The organism is Streptomyces hawaiiensis, from assembly GCF_004803895.1.
In the GTDB taxonomy this organism is placed as follows: domain Bacteria; phylum Actinomycetota; class Actinomycetes; order Streptomycetales; family Streptomycetaceae; genus Streptomyces; species Streptomyces hawaiiensis.
Genome location: NZ_CP021978.1, coordinates 3,610,362 through 3,625,857, shown reverse-complemented (window position 1 = coordinate 3,625,857; position 15,496 = coordinate 3,610,362). Strand labels below are relative to the sequence as shown.

The window sequence follows — 15,496 nt, the reverse complement described above, 5'->3', positions numbered from 1 at the left end:
CACCCCCAGGAGGCAGACCATGTCAGGACCCCGCCCTGTCCGAGCGCCGCGCGGCACGGAACCGAGCGCCCTGGGATGGCAGCAGGAAGCCGCCCTGCGGATGCTGCAGAACAACCTCGACCCGGAGGTCGCCGAGCACCCCGACAAGCTCGTCGTCTACGGCGGCACCGGCAAGGCGGCGCGCGACTGGCGCTCCTTCGACGCGATGGTGCGCACCCTCAAGGGGCTGAAGCAGGACGAGACCATGCTGGTCCAGTCCGGCCGCCCCGTCGGCGTCATGCAGACCCACGAATGGGCCCCGCGCGTCCTCATCGCCAACTCCAACCTCGTCGGCGACTGGGCCAACTGGGAGGAGTTCCGCCGCCTCGAACAGCTGGGCCTGACCATGTACGGGCAGATGACCGCCGGCTCCTGGATCTACATCGGCACCCAGGGCATCCTCCAGGGCACCTACGAGACCTTCGCCGCCGTCGCCGCGAAGAAGTTCGGCGGGTCGCTGGCCGGCACCATCACCCTGACCGCCGGTCTCGGCGGCATGGGTGGTGCCCAGCCGCTCGCCGTGACGATGAACGACGGCGTGGCGATCTGCATCGACTGCGACCCGCGTGCCATCGAGCGGCGCATCGAGCACCGGTACCTCGACGTGAAGGCCGACTCGGTGGACCACGCCCTGCGGCTGGCCACGGAAGCCCGGGACGCCCGCCGCCCGCTGTCCATCGGCGTCCTCGGCAACGCCGCGGAACTCCTCCCGCAGCTCCTCGCCATGGGCGCGCCCGTCGACATCGTGACCGACCAGACCTCCGCCCACGACCCGCTGGCCTACCTGCCGCTGGGCACCGCCTTCGAGGACATGGCCGACGCCGCCGCCAAGGACCCGGCCGGCTTCACCACCCGGGCCCGCGAGTCCATGGCCCGGCACGTCGAGGCCATGGTCGGCTTCATGGACGCCGGCGTTGAGGTCTTCGACTACGGCAACTCCATCCGCGGCGAGGCCCGACTCGCCGGATACGACCGGGCCTTCGCCTTCCCCGGCTTCGTACCCGCCTACATCCGCCCGCTGTTCTGCGAGGGCAAGGGCCCCTTCCGCTGGGCCGCCCTGTCCGGCGAGGCCTCCGACATCGCCAAGACCGACAAGGCGATCCTCGACCTCTTCCCGGAGGCTGAGTCCATTCAAAACGCGTCCCTCGCCCGCTGGATCAAGATGGCCGGCGAACGCGTCCACTTCCAGGGCCTGCCCGCCCGGATCTGCTGGCTCGGCTACGGCGAGCGGGACAAGGCCGGTGAGCGGTTCAACGACATGGTCGCGAGCGGGGAGCTGGCCGCCCCGGTCGTCATCGGCCGCGACCATCTCGACTGCGGTTCGGTCGCCTCCCCCTACCGGGAGACCGAGGCCATGCTCGACGGGTCCGACGCGATCGCCGACTGGCCGCTGCTGAACGCCATGGTGAACGTGGCGTCCGGGGCGTCCTGGGTGTCGATCCACCACGGCGGCGGCGTCGGGATGGGGCGGTCGATCCACGCCGGGCAGGTGACGGTGGCCGACGGCACGCCGCTCGCGGGCGAGAAGATCCGCCGGGTGCTCACCAACGACCCCGGCATGGGCGTCATCCGGCACGTCGACGCCGGGTACGACATCGCGGAGTCGGTCGCGGAGGAGCGCGGCGTGCGGGTGCCGATGCGTGAGGGTGACGACGCGTGACTGCGCCGAACGGCAACCCTTCGGCGGGGGCTGACGCGTCGCCGCCGTGCGCGGGTCCGGCTGTGCCCACCCGTCCCGCCGTGCGGAACGCCTTCCCGCAGCCCGGCGGGTCCCAGCCCGGATCAGCCGGTGCCGGTGACTCCTTCCACCAGATGTGGCGCGACCTGCTCCCCATCGGGCGTCACCCCGCCTCCGGAGGCTACCGCCGGTTCGCCTGGACCGGGCCCGACGGTGAATGCCGGGTCTGGTTCGAGGGGCAGGCACGGGCGCGCGGCCTCGTCTACGAGATCGACCGGAACGGCAACCAGTGGGCCTGGCTCGGGGACCCCGCCGAGGGGAACGCCGTCGTCACCGGGTCGCACCTCGACTCCGTGCCGGACGGCGGGGCCTTCGACGGGCCCCTCGGCGTCGTGTCCGCCTTCGCCGCGCTGGACGAACTGCGCGGCAGGCACGCCCGCTTCACCCGGCCCCTCGGCATCGTGAACTTCGGCGACGAGGAGGGCGCCCGGTTCGGGCTCGCCTGCGTCGGGTCCCGGCTCACCGCCGGGCAGCTCACCCGCGAGCAGGCACACCGGCTCACCGACGGCGACGGCGTGACACTGCCGCGCGCCATGGAGGGCGCCGGACACGACCCCGACGCCATCGGAGCCGACCCCGAACGGCTCGCCCGCATCGGCGCCTTCGTCGAACTGCACGTCGAGCAGGGCCGGGCCCTCGACCTGTCCGGCGACCCGGTCGGCATCGCCAGCGCGATCTGGCCGCACGGCCGGTGGCGGTTCGACTTCCGCGGCGAGGCCAACCACGCCGGCACCACCCGGCTCGCCGACCGGCGCGACCCCATGCTGTCCTACGCCGAGACCGTCCTCGCCGCCCGGCGCGAGGCCGAACTCGCCGGAGCCGTCGCCACCTTCGGCAAGATCGCCGTGGAGCCCAACGGCGTCAACGCCATCCCCTCCCTCGTGCGCGGCTGGCTCGACTCCCGCGCCGAGGACCAGACGAGCCTCGACACCGTGGTCGGTGGCATCGAGAAGGCGGCCCGGCAGTACGCGGACACACACGGCATCGACCTCGACGTCGTCCGCGAGTCCTTCACCCCCGTCGTCGAGTTCGACCACGCCCTGCGCGACGAACTCTCCCGCATCCTCGCCACGGACACCGACCTCACGGTCCCCGTCCTGGGCACCGGCGCGGGACACGACGCCGGGATCCTGTCCGGGAGCATCCCGACCGCCATGCTGTTCGTGCGCAACCCCACCGGCGTCTCCCACTCCCCGGCCGAGTCCGCGAGCGAGGACGACTGCGTGGCCGGGGTACTCGCACTCGCCGACGTACTGGAAGGACTGGCGTGCAGGTGACGACAGCAGCCCCGCGGACGTACTGGCTGGAGCACGCCTGGCTCGCCACCCACGTCGAGCCGGGCGTGGCCCTCGACGTCCGAGACGGGCGCATCGCCGCCGTCCGCACCGGCACCCCCGCCCCGCCCCCCGGCGCCGAGGTGCTGCGCGGGCTCACCCTCCCCGGCCTGGCCAACGCCCACAGCCACGCCTTCCACCGGGCCCTGCGCGGCACCGTCCAGGTCGGCTCCGGCACCTTCTGGACCTGGCGCGAGGTCATGTACGCCACGGCCGCCCGGCTCACCCCGGACAGCTACCACGCCCTCGCCCGCGCCGTGTACGCCGAGATGGCCCTGGCCGGCATCACGGCCGTCGGCGAGTTCCACTACGTCCACCACGCCCCCGGCGGCGTCCCCTACGCCGACCCCAACGCGATGGGCGAGGCCCTCATCGCGGCCGCCGCCGAAGCCGGGATCCGCATCACCCTCCTCGACACCGCCTACCTCTCCTCCGGCTTCGGGCAGCCGCCCACCGACCCCCAGCTCCGCTTCTCCGACGGCACCGCGGACGCCTGGGCCGAACGCTGTTCAGTTCTCAAGGAACGGGATCACGCACGGATCGGGGCGGCCATCCACTCCGTACGGGCCGTACCCGCCGACCAGTTGGCGACCGTCGCGCGGTGGGCCGGGGAGCGGCGGGCCCCGCTCCATGTGCACCTGTCGGAGCAGACCGCCGAGAACGACGCCTGCCGGGAGGCCCACGGCCGCACCCCGACGCGGCTGCTCGCCGACCACGGAGTGCTCGGGCCGCGCACCACCGGCGTCCACAACACCCACCTCACCGACGAGGACATCGCCCTCCTCGGCGGCAGCGGCACCGGCACCTGCATGTGCCCGACCACCGAGCGGGACCTCGCCGACGGCATCGGACCCGCCGTCGCCCTCCAGCGGGCCGGCTCGCCGCTCAGCCTCGGCTCCGACAGCCACGCCGTGATCGACCTGCTCGAGGAGGCGCGGGCCATGGAGCTGAACGAGCGGCTGCGCACCCGTACCCGAGGTCACTGGACGGCGGCGGCCCTCCTGCGGGCGGCCTCGGCCGACGGCCACGCGGCCCTCGGCTGGGACGAGGCGGGCACCCTGGAGACCGGCGCGCTCGCCGACTTCACCACCCTCGCCCTCGACTCGGTCAGGACGGCAGGGCCGCTTGCGCGACTCGGGGCCGAGACGGCCGTATTCGCCGCGTCGGCAGCAGACGTGTCGCATACGGTCGTGGCAGGGCGGCACGTCGTGCGGGACGGGGCGCACTCGCTCGTACCGGATGTGCCGCACGCCCTCGCGGACGCCGTCGAAGCCCTGCGCGGATGACCCCGGGCCGCCCCTGCGGGCGGTCCGCCCCCGAACCCCGGCCCACCGCCGACCAGGCCAGCAAGGACGCCATGAGCAACGCGACGACCGTCAGCCCCGCCCACTCCGCGAGCACCGCAAGCACGCTCATCACCAACATCGCCGCCCTGGTCACCAACGACCCCTCCCTCGGATGGGGGTCCCCCCGCTCGAGCACATTCGAGAGTGGGGGAGATTCCCCCCTCGGACTGATCCAGGACGCGGCCGTCGTCATCGAAGGCGACCGCATCGCGTGGACCGGTGATCAAAGCAAAGCACCCGCCACTGACAACCGGGTCGACGCCGGCGGCCGGGCCGTCATCCCCGGCTTCGTGGACTCCCACTCCCACCTCGTCTTCGCGGGCGACCGGACGCAGGAGTTCAACGCCCGGATGTCCGGGCGGCCGTACAGCGCGGGCGGCATCCGCACCACGGTCGCGGCCACCCGGGCGGCGAGCGACGAGGAACTCGAGGCCAACCTCACCCGTTACCTCCGCGAGGCCCTGCGCCAGGGCACCACCACCTTCGAGACCAAGTCCGGCTACGGCCTGACCGTCGAGGACGAGGCCCGCGCCCTGCGCATCGCCGCCGCCCACACCGACGAGGTCACCTACCTCGGCGCCCACATCGTCTCCCCGGACCACGCGCAGGACCCGGCGTCCTACGTCGCCCTCGTCACCGGCGAGATGCTCGACGCCTGCGCCCCGTACGCCCGCTGGATCGACGTCTTCTGCGAGAAGGGCGCCTTCGACGGCGACCAGGCCCGCGCGATCCTCACCGCCGGCAAGGCCAGGGGCCTGCACCCCCGCATCCACGCCAACCAGCTGTCGTACGGCCCCGGCGTGCAGCTCGCGGTCGAGCTCGACGCCGCCAGCGCCGACCACTGCACCCACCTCACGGACGCGGACGTGGACGCCCTGGCCGGCAGTCGTACGGTCGCCACCCTGCTGCCCGGCGCCGAGTTCTCCACGCGGGCCGCGTGGCCGGACGCGCGGCGGCTGCTGGACGCCGGTGTCACGGTCGCGCTGTCCACGGACTGCAACCCCGGCTCGTCCTTCACCTCGTCCGTCCCGTTCTGCGTCGCGCTGGCCGTACGGGACATGGGGATGACCCCGGACGAGGCTGTGTGGTCGGCCACGGCGGGCGGCGCGGCGGCCCTGCGGCGCGACGACGTCGGCCGTCTCACACCGGGCGCGTACGCGGACCTGACGCTCCTCGACGCCCCGAGCCACGTCCACCTGGCCTACCGCCCCGGCGTCCCGCTGGTCAGCGGGGTGTGGCGGCGCGGAGAGCGGGTGGTGTGATCACCGGCCGCGCATAATGCGGTGTCGCGTCGGCGGACGACCGGCATCATCGGAGGGCGGGGGCGGATGGCGAAGCACTGGTCGGTACCACTCGTGGTGAACGTGCTGCTCGGGATCCCGGGCGTGGTGCCCTTCTGGCTGCTGTGGTACCTCGCGGTGAACTGGCCGCTCGCCGAGGGCGGCTGGACCGTGCGGGAGCCCACCGAGAACGACGGCATGGCCCTCTGGCTCGTGATCGTCGTCCCCGTCGTCACGCTGTACGGCCTGATCTGGTGGCTCGCCAACAGGCCGCTCCGACGCAGGACGGCATTGGCTCCGCACACCTACTGGCTGCTGAGCCTGACGGCCCCGCTGCTCCCGACGGCGGCGCTGATCCTCAACGGCTGAGAGACAGCCGGAACCTCCGGGGAACCGCCGGTGGCACGCGCCTGGGGGCGGGCCGTCGCGGCCCGCCCCCGAAGGACACGTTCGTTCACCCGGGTCGAGGGATCACTCCTCGACGGTCAGCCCCTTGCGCAGCCGCACCAGCGTCCGCGACAGCAGACGCGAGACGTGCATCTGCGAGATGCCGAGCTCTTCGCCGATCTCCGACTGGGTCAGGCCCGCGACGAAGCGCAGGGACAGGATCTTCCGGTCGCGCGGCGGGAGTTCGGCGATCAGCGGCTTCAACGACTCGACGTACTCGATGCCTTCGAGCCCGTGGTCCTCGTAGCCGATGCGGTCCGCGAGCGCACCCTCGGAGTCGTCCTCCTCCGGCTGGGCGTCCAGCGAGGAGGCGGTGTAGGCGTTCGACGCGGCCATGCCCTCGACGACCTCGTCGTTGGAGAGGCCGAGGCGCTCGGCCAGCTCGGCCACCGTCGGGGCGCGGTCCAGCTTCTGGGCCAGCTCGTCACCGGCCTTGGCCAGGTCGAGCCGCAGCTCCTGGAGCCGCCGCGGAACGCGCACGGACCACGAGGTGTCGCGGAAGAAGCGCTTGATCTCGCCGACGATGGTCGGCATCGCGAACGTGGGGAACTCCACACCGCGGGACAGCTCGAAGCGGTCGATCGCCTTGATCAGGCCGATGGTGCCGACCTGGATGATGTCCTCCATCGGCTCGCTGCGGGAGCGGAACCGGGAGGCGGCGAACTTGACCAGCGCGAGGTTCAGTTCGACGAGCGTGTTGCGGACGTACGAGTACTGGTGGGTCCCTTCCTCCAGCGTCTCCAGACGCTCGAAGAGGGTCTTTGACAGGGCCCGGGCGTCGACCGCGTCGACTTCCTCGTACGGGGGGATGTCCGGAAGTCCGGCGAGAAGGCCGTCCTGTGTGACGAGCATCTCGTTCTGCTCGATGGGATCCAGATGTTCCGGAGGGGGTGTCGACGTCGCTTTCTGGGTACGCGATCCGTCGAGCCGGGGTGACATGATGTCCTCCATCGTTCTCGGCATATGGCTGCCGGAGCCGTTAGGTGCACTGCGGTGTGCGGCGCCTCCAAAGCCGGCCGTGTCGGGTACGTGTCCTTACTAGGCCTACCCGCTTTCCCGAGCCCACCGCAAGTGCGTTCTGTGGGCATATGTCCGTTTGTGTGTAGTTGTTCGGGTGTCGGACTGTGCGGGGAAGGCGTAGTGTTCGAGGGCGTCAGCAACCACCTCGACGTCGGGAGAGAGAGACGGCATGGACCGCGGGACGGTCGGCAGCGCACAGTCTGGCCGGCTTCTGGTGGAGGTGCGGGAAGAGGGCTCTAGTGCCGTCGTGACCCCGGCGGGTGAGTTGGATCACCACACCGCCGATGTGTTGCGTGAGCCACTCGAGGACTGCCTCGCCAAGGGATTCAAGCGCCTGGTCATCGATTGCGCACGCCTGGAGTTCTGCGACTCCACGGGGCTCAACGTGCTCCTCGGGGCGCGGTTGAAGGCGGAGGCCGCCGGTGGCGGCGTCTCGCTCGCCGGCATGCAGCCGGTGGTGGCGCGCGTCTTCGAGATCACGGGTGCGGATGCGGTCTTCAGCGTCCATGACTCGCTCGAGGCGGCCCTGGCCGACGAGTCGGGCTGACCGGCGGTGTGTCGGTGCGCGGCGCCTCGGCCATTCCCCTGTGACCGGTGTCCCAGCCCCGTCACGTCTTTCGTGCCGAATACATGGGTGTTCCGTCGGTCCGCCCGGGCAGGAGACATCCTGAACCTGTCGGTCACCAGGGTGGCGGGGGCGCCGCGAAACCGTCGTGCCGCGCGCTGCGTGACTGACTGTGTAGTGACGTTTTTGAATCGTGAACTGGTGAATCGGTGAGGTGAAGCGCTGATGAGCACCACCCGGCCTTACTCGCCGGGCGACCGCGGGCCGGAGCCCAGCGGCGCTTCCGGGGCGTCCGAGGGTGGCGTAGCGGCGGCCGGTGCGTCCGGCGAGGGCGTGGGCGTGGGCGCGCCGCCGGGAGCGGCGGCACCTGCGGGGGGCCCGCAGGTGCGCCGGCTGAGCTTCGACGACGAGAGCGGAGTGGTTCCGCTGGCCCGCGACTTCACCCGCCAGGCGCTGTACGCGTGGGGCTGGCTGCCCGCCGCCTCCGCCGATCAGCGGGCCGCCGCCGAGGACGTGCTGCTGGTCGTCTCCGAGCTGGTCACCAACGCCTGCCTGCACGCCGAGGGGCCGGACCAGCTGCGGATCACCTGCGACAACAAGGTGATCCGCGTCGAGGTCGCGGACCGGGGCACCGGCCAGCCGGCCCCCCGCACCCCGCACCGCGCGGGACGCCCGGGCGGCCACGGCATGTTCATCGTCCAGCGCCTGTGCCTGGACTGGGGCGTCGTCCGTACGCCGGGAGTCTCCGGCAAGACGGTGTGGGCGGAACTGGGCGCACCCGCCTGATCCCGATCGCGGATGCCCGCCTGATCCCGGGCGGGCCTGCTTGACCCCGGGCCCACCCGCCTGAAGCCGGACCCGCCCGCCAGAAGCCGAGCGCACCCCCGCTGAAGCCAGGCGCATCCGCCTGTCCCGGGCGCACCCCGCCCGACCCCGCCGTGCCTGCCTGATTCCAGGCACACCCGACCGGCTTTGAGCATGTCGGCCTTATATCGGCGTCTATGCCTGATTCTGGGCGTATCTGTCCAACCCTGGGTGTACCTGTCGGGTTCCCGGTTCGTGCGAGCACCCGCGCTGCGTCCGAACGGGTGACCGCCCGCCCGCGGATCCGGCGCGCACTGTGTCTTCCTTCCTCAAGGTCCCGGGCGTACCTTGACGGCCCTATCTGATGCGCCGTCAGTAACAGGAAGGGGAGCGGCACCGTGTCGTACCGGAAACGAACCGCCGCGCTCGCGTCCGCCGCGGCCCTGGCCGGGTCGGCGGTGTGGATGGCCGCCCCCGTCGCCCGGGCCGAGGTCGTCGACGTCAACTACCAGTGCAAGACGCCGATCGGCGACAAGAGTGCCGTCTCGCCCATCGACATCAAGGGCGTCAGGAGCGGCAGCGGCTACCGGATCACCATGTCCTGGCAGAAGGGTGTCTCCTCCAGCCCGGTCGAACTGGGCAAGGGCGCGATGACGCCGAGCGCCACCATCGCCCTGGGCGGCGCCGACAGCGGCACCCTGTCGGTGAGCGGCCCCGCCAACGACGCCGCGATCCCGGCCAACACGCCCATCAAGATCAGTGACCTGAGCGGCACGTACACGCCGAAGAAGAGCGGCAAGGTCACCTTCACCGCCGGTGTGCTCACCATCAAGGCGCTCGGTACGACCACCACGTGCACCCCGACGAACGACTCTGGCCCCTCCCTCACCCTCGACGTCACGGCCGCGAGCGGCGGCGACACCACCGGCTCCACCCAGGGCTCCGGTTCCGGCTCCGACACCGGTGCCGGGCTTCCGCAGACCGGGCCCGAGGACTCGGCCGTCGCCCTCGGCACCCTCGGCGGCACGGTCCTGCTCGCCGGCGCGGCGGGTGCCCTGTGGCTGACCCGGCGTCACCAGGGGGCGCGGGCGGGCCGTTGACCGCCGCCCGCCCCTCCTGGCAGTGCACCGCTGAGCGCACGACCGCTGGAGCCGCCGATGCCGCCCGCCGCCCGTCTTCCGTACGTGTCACTGCCGGTTCTGCTCGCGCTGCTGCTGGCCCTGGCGGGCACCGGGTCCGTCGGAGCGGTGGAGCGGCGGCCCGCGGTCGAGTTGTCCGAGTCCCAGGCGGGGACGGGTGGTTCGGTCACCGTCAGAGGCAGCGGCTGGCGACCCCGTGCCCTGCTGACCCTGCTCGTGTGCGGGCAGGCCGAGCCGAAGCGGGGCGTGACCGGCGGCACCAACTCCTGTGCCAACGCCGACGGCCGGGCCGTCACCACCGATGCCGACGGGCGCTTCCGCCGTGAACTGCCCGTCGTGGAGCCGCCGGTGCCGTGCCCCTGCGTGGTGCACGTGGCGACCGTGACGGGAGCCGGGGCCGAGGCCGACGCAGCCCTCCAGGTCGCCGGGCACGCCGTCGAGCCGCTGCCCGCGGAAGCGGCCGGCGGACGGCTGTCCCTGCTCGCGGACACCCGGCTGCGGGGCTCCGGCGGTCTGCTCACCTGGTTCGGCTCCCCGCCGTCCCGGACCCTCGTGGTCACGGTCGGCAATGTCGGCACGTCCCCCGTGCGGAACCCGGTCTTCCAGGTCGGCACCTCGCACGGCGTGTTCGCCCCCGAGTGGCAGGACCAGCGGTGGCGGGGCACGATCCGGCCCGGCGGCAAGGCCCGCATCGAGCTGCCCGTGGAGCTCGGGTCCGGGGCGCACGGCGACTACACCGTGTCGCTGAAGTACGGCGGCAAGGTGCTCGCCGAACACCCCTGGGGCGTGGGCCGACCCTGGGGCGTGACCCTGTTCTGGGTCCTCGTCCTGCTCGTCGTCCCGGCGGCGCTGTTCCGCGCGGGACTGGCGGTGATCGACCACGTACGGCCCGGCCGCCCAGGCCACGCGGCCCGCCCGGCCCGCCGTCTGCGGCTGCCCGCCCCCCGCCGGGCCCCGGCGTCGCCCTGGTTCGCTTCGGACGCCGACCCTCCGAGTTCGACCGGGACATGAGGAAGGGCCGCCGCACCCCGCGGGTGCGACGGCCCTCAGCGTCGCCGCACCCCAGGGATGCGACGGCCCTCAACTCAGCGTCCGGCGGCGGTGATCAACGGACGTCGCCCATCATGGCCTTGACCCTCTTGCGGTACATGTACACCGCGAAGCCGGCGACCACGGCCAGCCCGGCCTCCAGCGCCACGAAGCCCGCCCGGTCGAGGTTGACCCCGCCGACGGCCGGGTTGGACAGCAGCGCGGTGACGGAGTCGCCCGCGGTGACCGCGAGGAACCAGACGCCCATCATCTGCGAGGCGTACTTCGCCGGGGCCATCTTCGTCGTCACGGACAGACCCACCGGCGACAGCGTCAGCTCACCGACGGTCTGCACGAAGTAGATCGCGACCAGCCACATCGCCGCGGCCTTGTGACCGCCCTCCGCGATCGACAGCGGGGCGAGGAAGAGGAAGAAGGACGCGCCCACCAGCACCAGGCCGGAGGCGAACTTCACGATGGTGCTCGGCTCCTGGCCGCGCCGGTTCAGCCACAGCCACAGCCAGGCGAAGACGGGCGCCAGCGCCATGATCAGGACCGGGTTGACCGACTGGTACCAGGAGACCGGGAACTCCCAGCCGAAGACGGTGTTGTCGGCGCTCTTCTCGGCGAACAGCGACAGGGTCGAGCCGCCCTGGTCGTAGATCATCCAGAACACGGCTGCGGCGACGAAGAACCAGATGTAGGCCGACACCTTCGAGCGCTCGCCGGAGTCCAGGTCCTTGTCGCGCATGATGCGGGTGATGACCAGGATCGGCACGATCAGGCCGAGCAGCGTGAGCGGGATCAGCGCCCAGTTCAGGGTGAAGTGGCCGGTGCCGCCGACGAGGCCGTAGAAGACCACGGCGACGGCCAGCCAGATCAGGCCCTTGCGCAGGGTGGACGCCTTCTCGACGGGCGACAGCGGGGTCGGGACCTCGCTGCTCCTGGCGTTGAGGTGGCGGCTGCCGAGCAGGAACTGCACGAGACCCAGCGCCATGCCGAGCGCGGCCAGCGCGAAGCCCAGGTGCCAGTTGACGTTCTCACCGACGGTGCCGATGACCAGCGGCGCGATGAAGGCGCCGAGGTTGATGCCGATGTAGAAGACGGTGAAGCCACCGTCGCGGCGCGGGTCCTCCGGGCCGTCGTAGAGGTGGCCGACCATCGTGGAGATGTTGGCCTTCAGCAGTCCGGAACCGATGGCGACGAGGACCAGGCCGACGTAGAAGCTCGCGGCGGCGGGCAGGGCCAGGCACAAGTGGCCGAGCATGATGACGACACCGGCGACGGCGACCGTCTTGCGGGGGCCGAGCACACGGTCGGCGAACCAGCCGCCGGGCAGGGTGAGCAGGTACACGAGCGACAGGTACACGGAGTAGATCGCCGTCGCCGCGCCCGCGCTCAGGTGCAGGCCACCCGGGGCCACCAGGTACAGCGGGAGCAGGGCCCTCATGCCGTAGTAGGAGAAACGCTCCCACATCTCGGTCATGAACAAAGTGGCCAGTCCGCGGGGGTGGCCGAAGAAGGTCTTCTCGGAACCGGGGGTGCCCGGTCGGGCCGAGTCCTTCGTCAGGCTGGACGCCATGGTCGTTCCTTGCTGCTCGGGACGCGCCCCGCGGCAGCGGTGGTGCGCCCGGTGGGGGGCTGCCGGCACCGGTGGGTACGGCCGTCCGCCCGACGCCTACGGGGGTCCGCTCCGGGTCACGGAGCGGTGGGCGGTCGCCACCGGGATCCACGCCTCTACGCGCGTCGCCGCACTACGAGGCCCGGCCACAGGTCGTTTCTCTCCGGGGCCGGCGGGAACCGGCCCGCACACAAAAGAGACCTTCAGGGCAAAAGGCCTCCGAAGGTCGCCGTGGTGCTACAGGCGTTGAATCACCATACGGCAGGACACCGCCGCATATGGAAGGGCTTGAGACACGGATCACAGGTGTCGGGGGAACCGCACGCCACGATTCCAAGGTCCTTACCAGGATCGCACCCCACAGGCAGAGGTTGGTGCGCCTACCCCCGGTAGGTAAGAACCGGGTGTGACACCGGTAAGAATCAAGGCTTCCGGTCACACCCCAGCTCAGGGCGTCGCAGGTCTACCATCACCTCATGACCCGTGTACTGCTCGCCGAGGACGATGCGTCCATCTCGGAGCCACTGGCCCGCGCTCTGCGCCGGGAGGGCTACGAGGTCGAGGTCCGCGAGGACGGACCCACCGCTCTCGACGCCGGACTGCAGGGTGGCGTCGACCTGGTCGTGCTCGACCTCGGTCTGCCCGGCATGGACGGTCTGGAGGTGGCCCGCCGCCTGCGTGGCGAAGGCCACGCCATCCCGATCCTCATCCTCACCGCGCGCGCCGACGAGGTGGACACCGTCGTCGGGCTCGACGCGGGCGCCGACGACTACGTCACCAAGCCGTTCCGGCTCGCCGAGCTGCTCGCGCGAGTGCGGGCCCTGCTCCGGCGCGGCGCCACCGAGCCGCAGCAGCCGCCCGCCACGCACGGCGTGCGCATCGACGTCGAGTCCCACCGCGCCTGGATGGGCGAGGAGGAGCTGCAGCTCACCGCCAAGGAGTTCGACCTGCTGCGGGTGCTGGTGCGCGACGCGGGCCGGGTCGTCACCCGCGACCAGCTGATGCGCGAGGTCTGGGACACGACCTGGTGGTCGTCGACCAAGACCCTCGACATGCACATCTCCTGGCTGCGCAAGAAGCTCGGTGACGACGCGGCCAACCCCCGCTACATCGCCACCGTGCGCGGTGTGGGTTTCCGTTTCGAGAAGAGCTGAGCCGCGAGGCAGGCACGGGCGATCGGGTAACAGGACATGCGCCGCCGACTGATCCAGTCCACGCTCGCCGTGGTGCTGGTCGTGATCGCCGTCTTCGGCGTCTCCCTCGTCATCGTCGAGACCCGGACGATCAGCAACAGCGCCCAGGAGCGGGTGGAGTCCGAGGCGGTGCGGCTGGCCAGCATCGTCGACAGCCGGCTCTTCGGAGCGCAGCAGGTCGACGCGGAGGTGCTGCGCCAGCAGGTCACGCAGGACCGCTACTACGCGGTGATCCGCCTGCCCGGGGAAGCGCCCATCGAGGTCGGCACGAAGCCCGCCGGGGACGTCATCAGTGCGACGGCGCCCGGCGAGGAGGGCGAGACGGTCACCGTCCAGGAGCCGCGCTCCTCGGTGACCCGTGAGGTCGGCCGGACGCTGCTGATCATCGCGCTGGTCGCGTTGCTGGCGGTGGTGGCCGCGGTGCTGCTGGCCGTCCGCCAGGCGAACCGGCTGGCGTCGCCGCTGACCGACCTCGCGGAGACGGCCGAGCGGCTCGGCTCGGGCGATCCGCGGCCCCGGCACAAGCGCTACGGGGTGCCCGAGCTGGACCGGGTGGCGGACGTGCTGGACGGCTCCGCCGAGCGCATCGCCCGCATGCTGACCGCCGAACGCCGGCTGGCCGCGGACGCCTCCCACCAGCTGCGCACCCCGCTGACGGCGCTGTCGATGCGGCTGGAGGAGATCACCCTCACCGACGACCTGGACACGGTGAAGGACGAGGCGACGATCGCGCTGACGCAGGTCGAGCGGCTGACGGACGTCGTCGAGCGGCTGCTGACCAACTCCCGCGATCCGCGCACCGGCTCCGCCGTCACCTTCGACCTCGACGAGGTCATCCAGCAGCAGCTCGCCGAGTGGCGGCCGGCGTACCGCAGCGCGGGGCGGGCGATCGTCAGCTCCGGCAAACGGCACCTGCGCGCGGTGGGCACGCCCGGCGCGGTCGCGCAGGTCCTGGCCGCGCTGATCGAGAACTCCCTCATGCACGGCGGTGGCACGGTGGCCCTGCGCACCCGCGTCACCGGCAACCAGGCGGTCATCGAGGTCACGGACGAGGGCTCCGGCGTCCCCGCCGATCTCGGCGCCCGCATCTTCGAACGGGCGATCAGCGGCCGCAACTCCACGGGCATCGGCCTGGCGGTGGCCCGCGACCTGGCGGAGGCCGACGGCGGCCGCCTGGAGATGCTCCAGACCAAGCCCCCGGTCTTCGCCCTGTTCCTGTCCCGCACACCTCTGTCCAAGCCCCAGGAAGACGAGCCGATGGTCCGCTAGGTCCGTGCCGCCCGAGGAGCTACGGCACCTGCTGCTTCGTCTTCGGGGGCCCGGCCGGCCCGTTCCGCGGGCCCGGGTCCGAGGCCGCCGGTGTCTCAGGGGCGGGGAGCGCGCGGAAGACCCACGAGCGGTAGGACCAGAAGCGGAACAGGGTCGCGATGCCGATGCCGAGGAACTTGAAGACGTTGTTCTGGAGCGGGGTGTCCCAGCCGAAGCCGTACGTGGCCGCGTAGAGGACGCCGTTCTCGATGACCAGGCCGATCGCGCTGTACAGCAGGAACAGGGTCATCTCACGGGTACGGCGGCTCTTGTCGCGGTCGCGGTACGTGAAGTACCGGAAACCGACGTAGTTGAAGACGATGGCGACGACGGTCGCGATGACGCTCGCGCGCACCACCTGGAGGTCGGTGGTGTGCCGTACCAGGTTGAAGACGACGAGGTTGACCAGCACCCCGGCACCGCCCACCGCGCCGAATTTGGCGACTTCGCGGACGAGCCGTCGGAGCCGAGAGGCACCATGTCCCATGGTCGTGCAGGCCCCCGTCCGGGTATCGGCGTCAACCCAGCCATGCTAACCACCCTCCCGCGCGATCTTCCTGCGGATGCCGGTGGACGGCCGGAGATGGTCCGGGCGGGACCGGGGAGGGGCAGGAAACCGGCCACTGTGGCGCG

The 15,496-nt window shown here is 71.8% G+C and carries 14 protein-coding genes; 11 read left to right on the top strand and 3 right to left on the bottom strand.

Features of this window, described 5'->3' with window-relative positions; all coding sequences use genetic code 11:
• Positions 1–19: 19 nt before the first annotated feature.
• The 5 genes from hutU (at position 20) to CEB94_RS16495 (ending at position 6,106) form a co-directional block, all read left to right on the top strand.
• On the top strand, positions 20–1,699 hold the full coding sequence (gene hutU / locus CEB94_RS16515; RefSeq protein WP_175432957.1) for a urocanate hydratase: 1,680 nt from the start codon (positions 20–22) through the stop codon (positions 1,697–1,699).
• Between the two features lie 152 nt (positions 1,700–1,851).
• Entirely contained in the window at positions 1,852–3,054 is a 1,203-nt protein-coding gene (locus CEB94_RS16510) for an allantoate amidohydrolase (RefSeq protein WP_175437027.1), read from the top strand.
• Positions 3,045–4,397: a formimidoylglutamate deiminase gene (locus CEB94_RS16505; RefSeq protein ID WP_175432956.1), complete on the top strand. Its 1,353-nt coding sequence runs from the start codon at positions 3,045–3,047 to the stop codon at positions 4,395–4,397. Before CEB94_RS16510 ends, CEB94_RS16505 begins: the two co-directional genes overlap by 10 nt.
• Positions 4,394–5,719 (top strand): imidazolonepropionase, encoded by a 1,326-nt coding sequence (gene hutI / locus CEB94_RS16500; RefSeq protein ID WP_175432955.1) that lies wholly within the window; start codon positions 4,394–4,396, stop codon positions 5,717–5,719. Before CEB94_RS16505 ends, hutI begins: the two co-directional genes overlap by 4 nt.
• Positions 5,720–5,785: 66 nt before the next feature.
• Positions 5,786–6,106, top strand: coding sequence for a hypothetical protein (locus tag CEB94_RS16495; RefSeq protein WP_175432954.1), 321 nt, complete (start codon positions 5,786–5,788; stop codon positions 6,104–6,106).
• Positions 6,107–6,208: 102 nt separating this feature from the next.
• On the opposite strand, the gene CEB94_RS16490 is transcribed toward CEB94_RS16495, so the two are convergent.
• Positions 6,209–7,123 (bottom strand): RNA polymerase sigma factor SigF, encoded by a 915-nt coding sequence (locus CEB94_RS16490; RefSeq protein WP_381041476.1) that lies wholly within the window; start codon positions 7,121–7,123, stop codon positions 6,209–6,211.
• A gap of 250 nt (positions 7,124–7,373) precedes the next feature.
• On the opposite strand from CEB94_RS16490, the gene CEB94_RS16485 reads away from it, so the two are divergent.
• The 4 genes from CEB94_RS16485 to CEB94_RS16470 all read left to right on the top strand — a co-directional run bounded on the left by CEB94_RS16485 (position 7,374) and on the right by CEB94_RS16470 (position 10,723).
• On the top strand, positions 7,374–7,751 hold the full coding sequence (locus tag CEB94_RS16485) for an STAS domain-containing protein (protein ID WP_175432952.1): 378 nt from the start codon (positions 7,374–7,376) through the stop codon (positions 7,749–7,751).
• 243 nt (positions 7,752–7,994) lie between these two features.
• A complete protein-coding gene (locus CEB94_RS16480; protein WP_175432951.1) occupies positions 7,995–8,555 on the top strand; it encodes an ATP-binding protein in 561 nt (186 codons plus the stop codon).
• A gap of 416 nt (positions 8,556–8,971) precedes the next feature.
• Positions 8,972–9,673: an LPXTG cell wall anchor domain-containing protein gene (locus CEB94_RS16475; RefSeq protein ID WP_175432950.1), complete on the top strand. Its 702-nt coding sequence runs from the start codon at positions 8,972–8,974 to the stop codon at positions 9,671–9,673.
• A gap of 57 nt (positions 9,674–9,730) precedes the next feature.
• Positions 9,731–10,723 (top strand): hypothetical protein, encoded by a 993-nt coding sequence (locus tag CEB94_RS16470; protein ID WP_175432949.1) that lies wholly within the window; start codon positions 9,731–9,733, stop codon positions 10,721–10,723.
• A gap of 94 nt (positions 10,724–10,817) precedes the next feature.
• Here the strand turns inward: CEB94_RS16470 and CEB94_RS16465 are convergent, their stop codons facing one another.
• Complete coding sequence (locus CEB94_RS16465) at positions 10,818–12,323, bottom strand: oligopeptide:H+ symporter (RefSeq protein WP_175432948.1); 1,506 nt, start codon at positions 12,321–12,323, stop codon at positions 10,818–10,820.
• A gap of 515 nt (positions 12,324–12,838) precedes the next feature.
• On the opposite strand from CEB94_RS16465, the gene CEB94_RS16460 reads away from it, so the two are divergent.
• Both CEB94_RS16460 and CEB94_RS16455 read left to right on the top strand, forming a co-directional pair.
• Positions 12,839–13,516 (top strand): response regulator transcription factor, encoded by a 678-nt coding sequence (locus CEB94_RS16460; protein ID WP_031138513.1) that lies wholly within the window; start codon positions 12,839–12,841, stop codon positions 13,514–13,516.
• A 36-nt stretch (positions 13,517–13,552) separates the two neighbouring features.
• Entirely contained in the window at positions 13,553–14,824 is a 1,272-nt protein-coding gene (locus tag CEB94_RS16455) for a HAMP domain-containing histidine kinase (protein WP_175432947.1), read from the top strand.
• Between the two features lie 19 nt (positions 14,825–14,843).
• Here the strand turns inward: CEB94_RS16455 and CEB94_RS16450 are convergent, their stop codons facing one another.
• Positions 14,844–15,350: a GtrA family protein gene (locus CEB94_RS16450; protein WP_175432946.1), complete on the bottom strand. Its 507-nt coding sequence runs from the start codon at positions 15,348–15,350 to the stop codon at positions 14,844–14,846.
• Positions 15,351–15,496: the final 146 nt, after the last annotated feature.

Coding starts and splice junctions, on each gene's coding strand:
- hutI (WP_175432955.1), top strand. CDS start 4,394: ATGACCCCGGGCCGCCCCTGCGGGCGGTCCGCCCCCGAACCCCGGCCC.
- hutU (WP_175432957.1), top strand. CDS start 20: ATGTCAGGACCCCGCCCTGTCCGAGCGCCGCGCGGCACGGAACCGAGC.
- CEB94_RS16470 (WP_175432949.1), top strand. CDS start 9,731: ATGCCGCCCGCCGCCCGTCTTCCGTACGTGTCACTGCCGGTTCTGCTC.
- CEB94_RS16460 (WP_031138513.1), top strand. CDS start 12,839: ATGACCCGTGTACTGCTCGCCGAGGACGATGCGTCCATCTCGGAGCCA.
- CEB94_RS16510 (WP_175437027.1), top strand. CDS start 1,852: ATGTGGCGCGACCTGCTCCCCATCGGGCGTCACCCCGCCTCCGGAGGC.
- CEB94_RS16490 (WP_381041476.1), bottom strand. CDS start 7,123: ATGTCACCCCGGCTCGACGGATCGCGTACCCAGAAAGCGACGTCGACA.
- CEB94_RS16480 (WP_175432951.1), top strand. CDS start 7,995: ATGAGCACCACCCGGCCTTACTCGCCGGGCGACCGCGGGCCGGAGCCC.
- CEB94_RS16495 (WP_175432954.1), top strand. CDS start 5,786: ATGGCGAAGCACTGGTCGGTACCACTCGTGGTGAACGTGCTGCTCGGG.
- CEB94_RS16485 (WP_175432952.1), top strand. CDS start 7,374: ATGGACCGCGGGACGGTCGGCAGCGCACAGTCTGGCCGGCTTCTGGTG.
- CEB94_RS16455 (WP_175432947.1), top strand. CDS start 13,553: ATGCGCCGCCGACTGATCCAGTCCACGCTCGCCGTGGTGCTGGTCGTG.
- CEB94_RS16465 (WP_175432948.1), bottom strand. CDS start 12,323: ATGGCGTCCAGCCTGACGAAGGACTCGGCCCGACCGGGCACCCCCGGT.
- CEB94_RS16450 (WP_175432946.1), bottom strand. CDS start 15,350: ATGGGACATGGTGCCTCTCGGCTCCGACGGCTCGTCCGCGAAGTCGCC.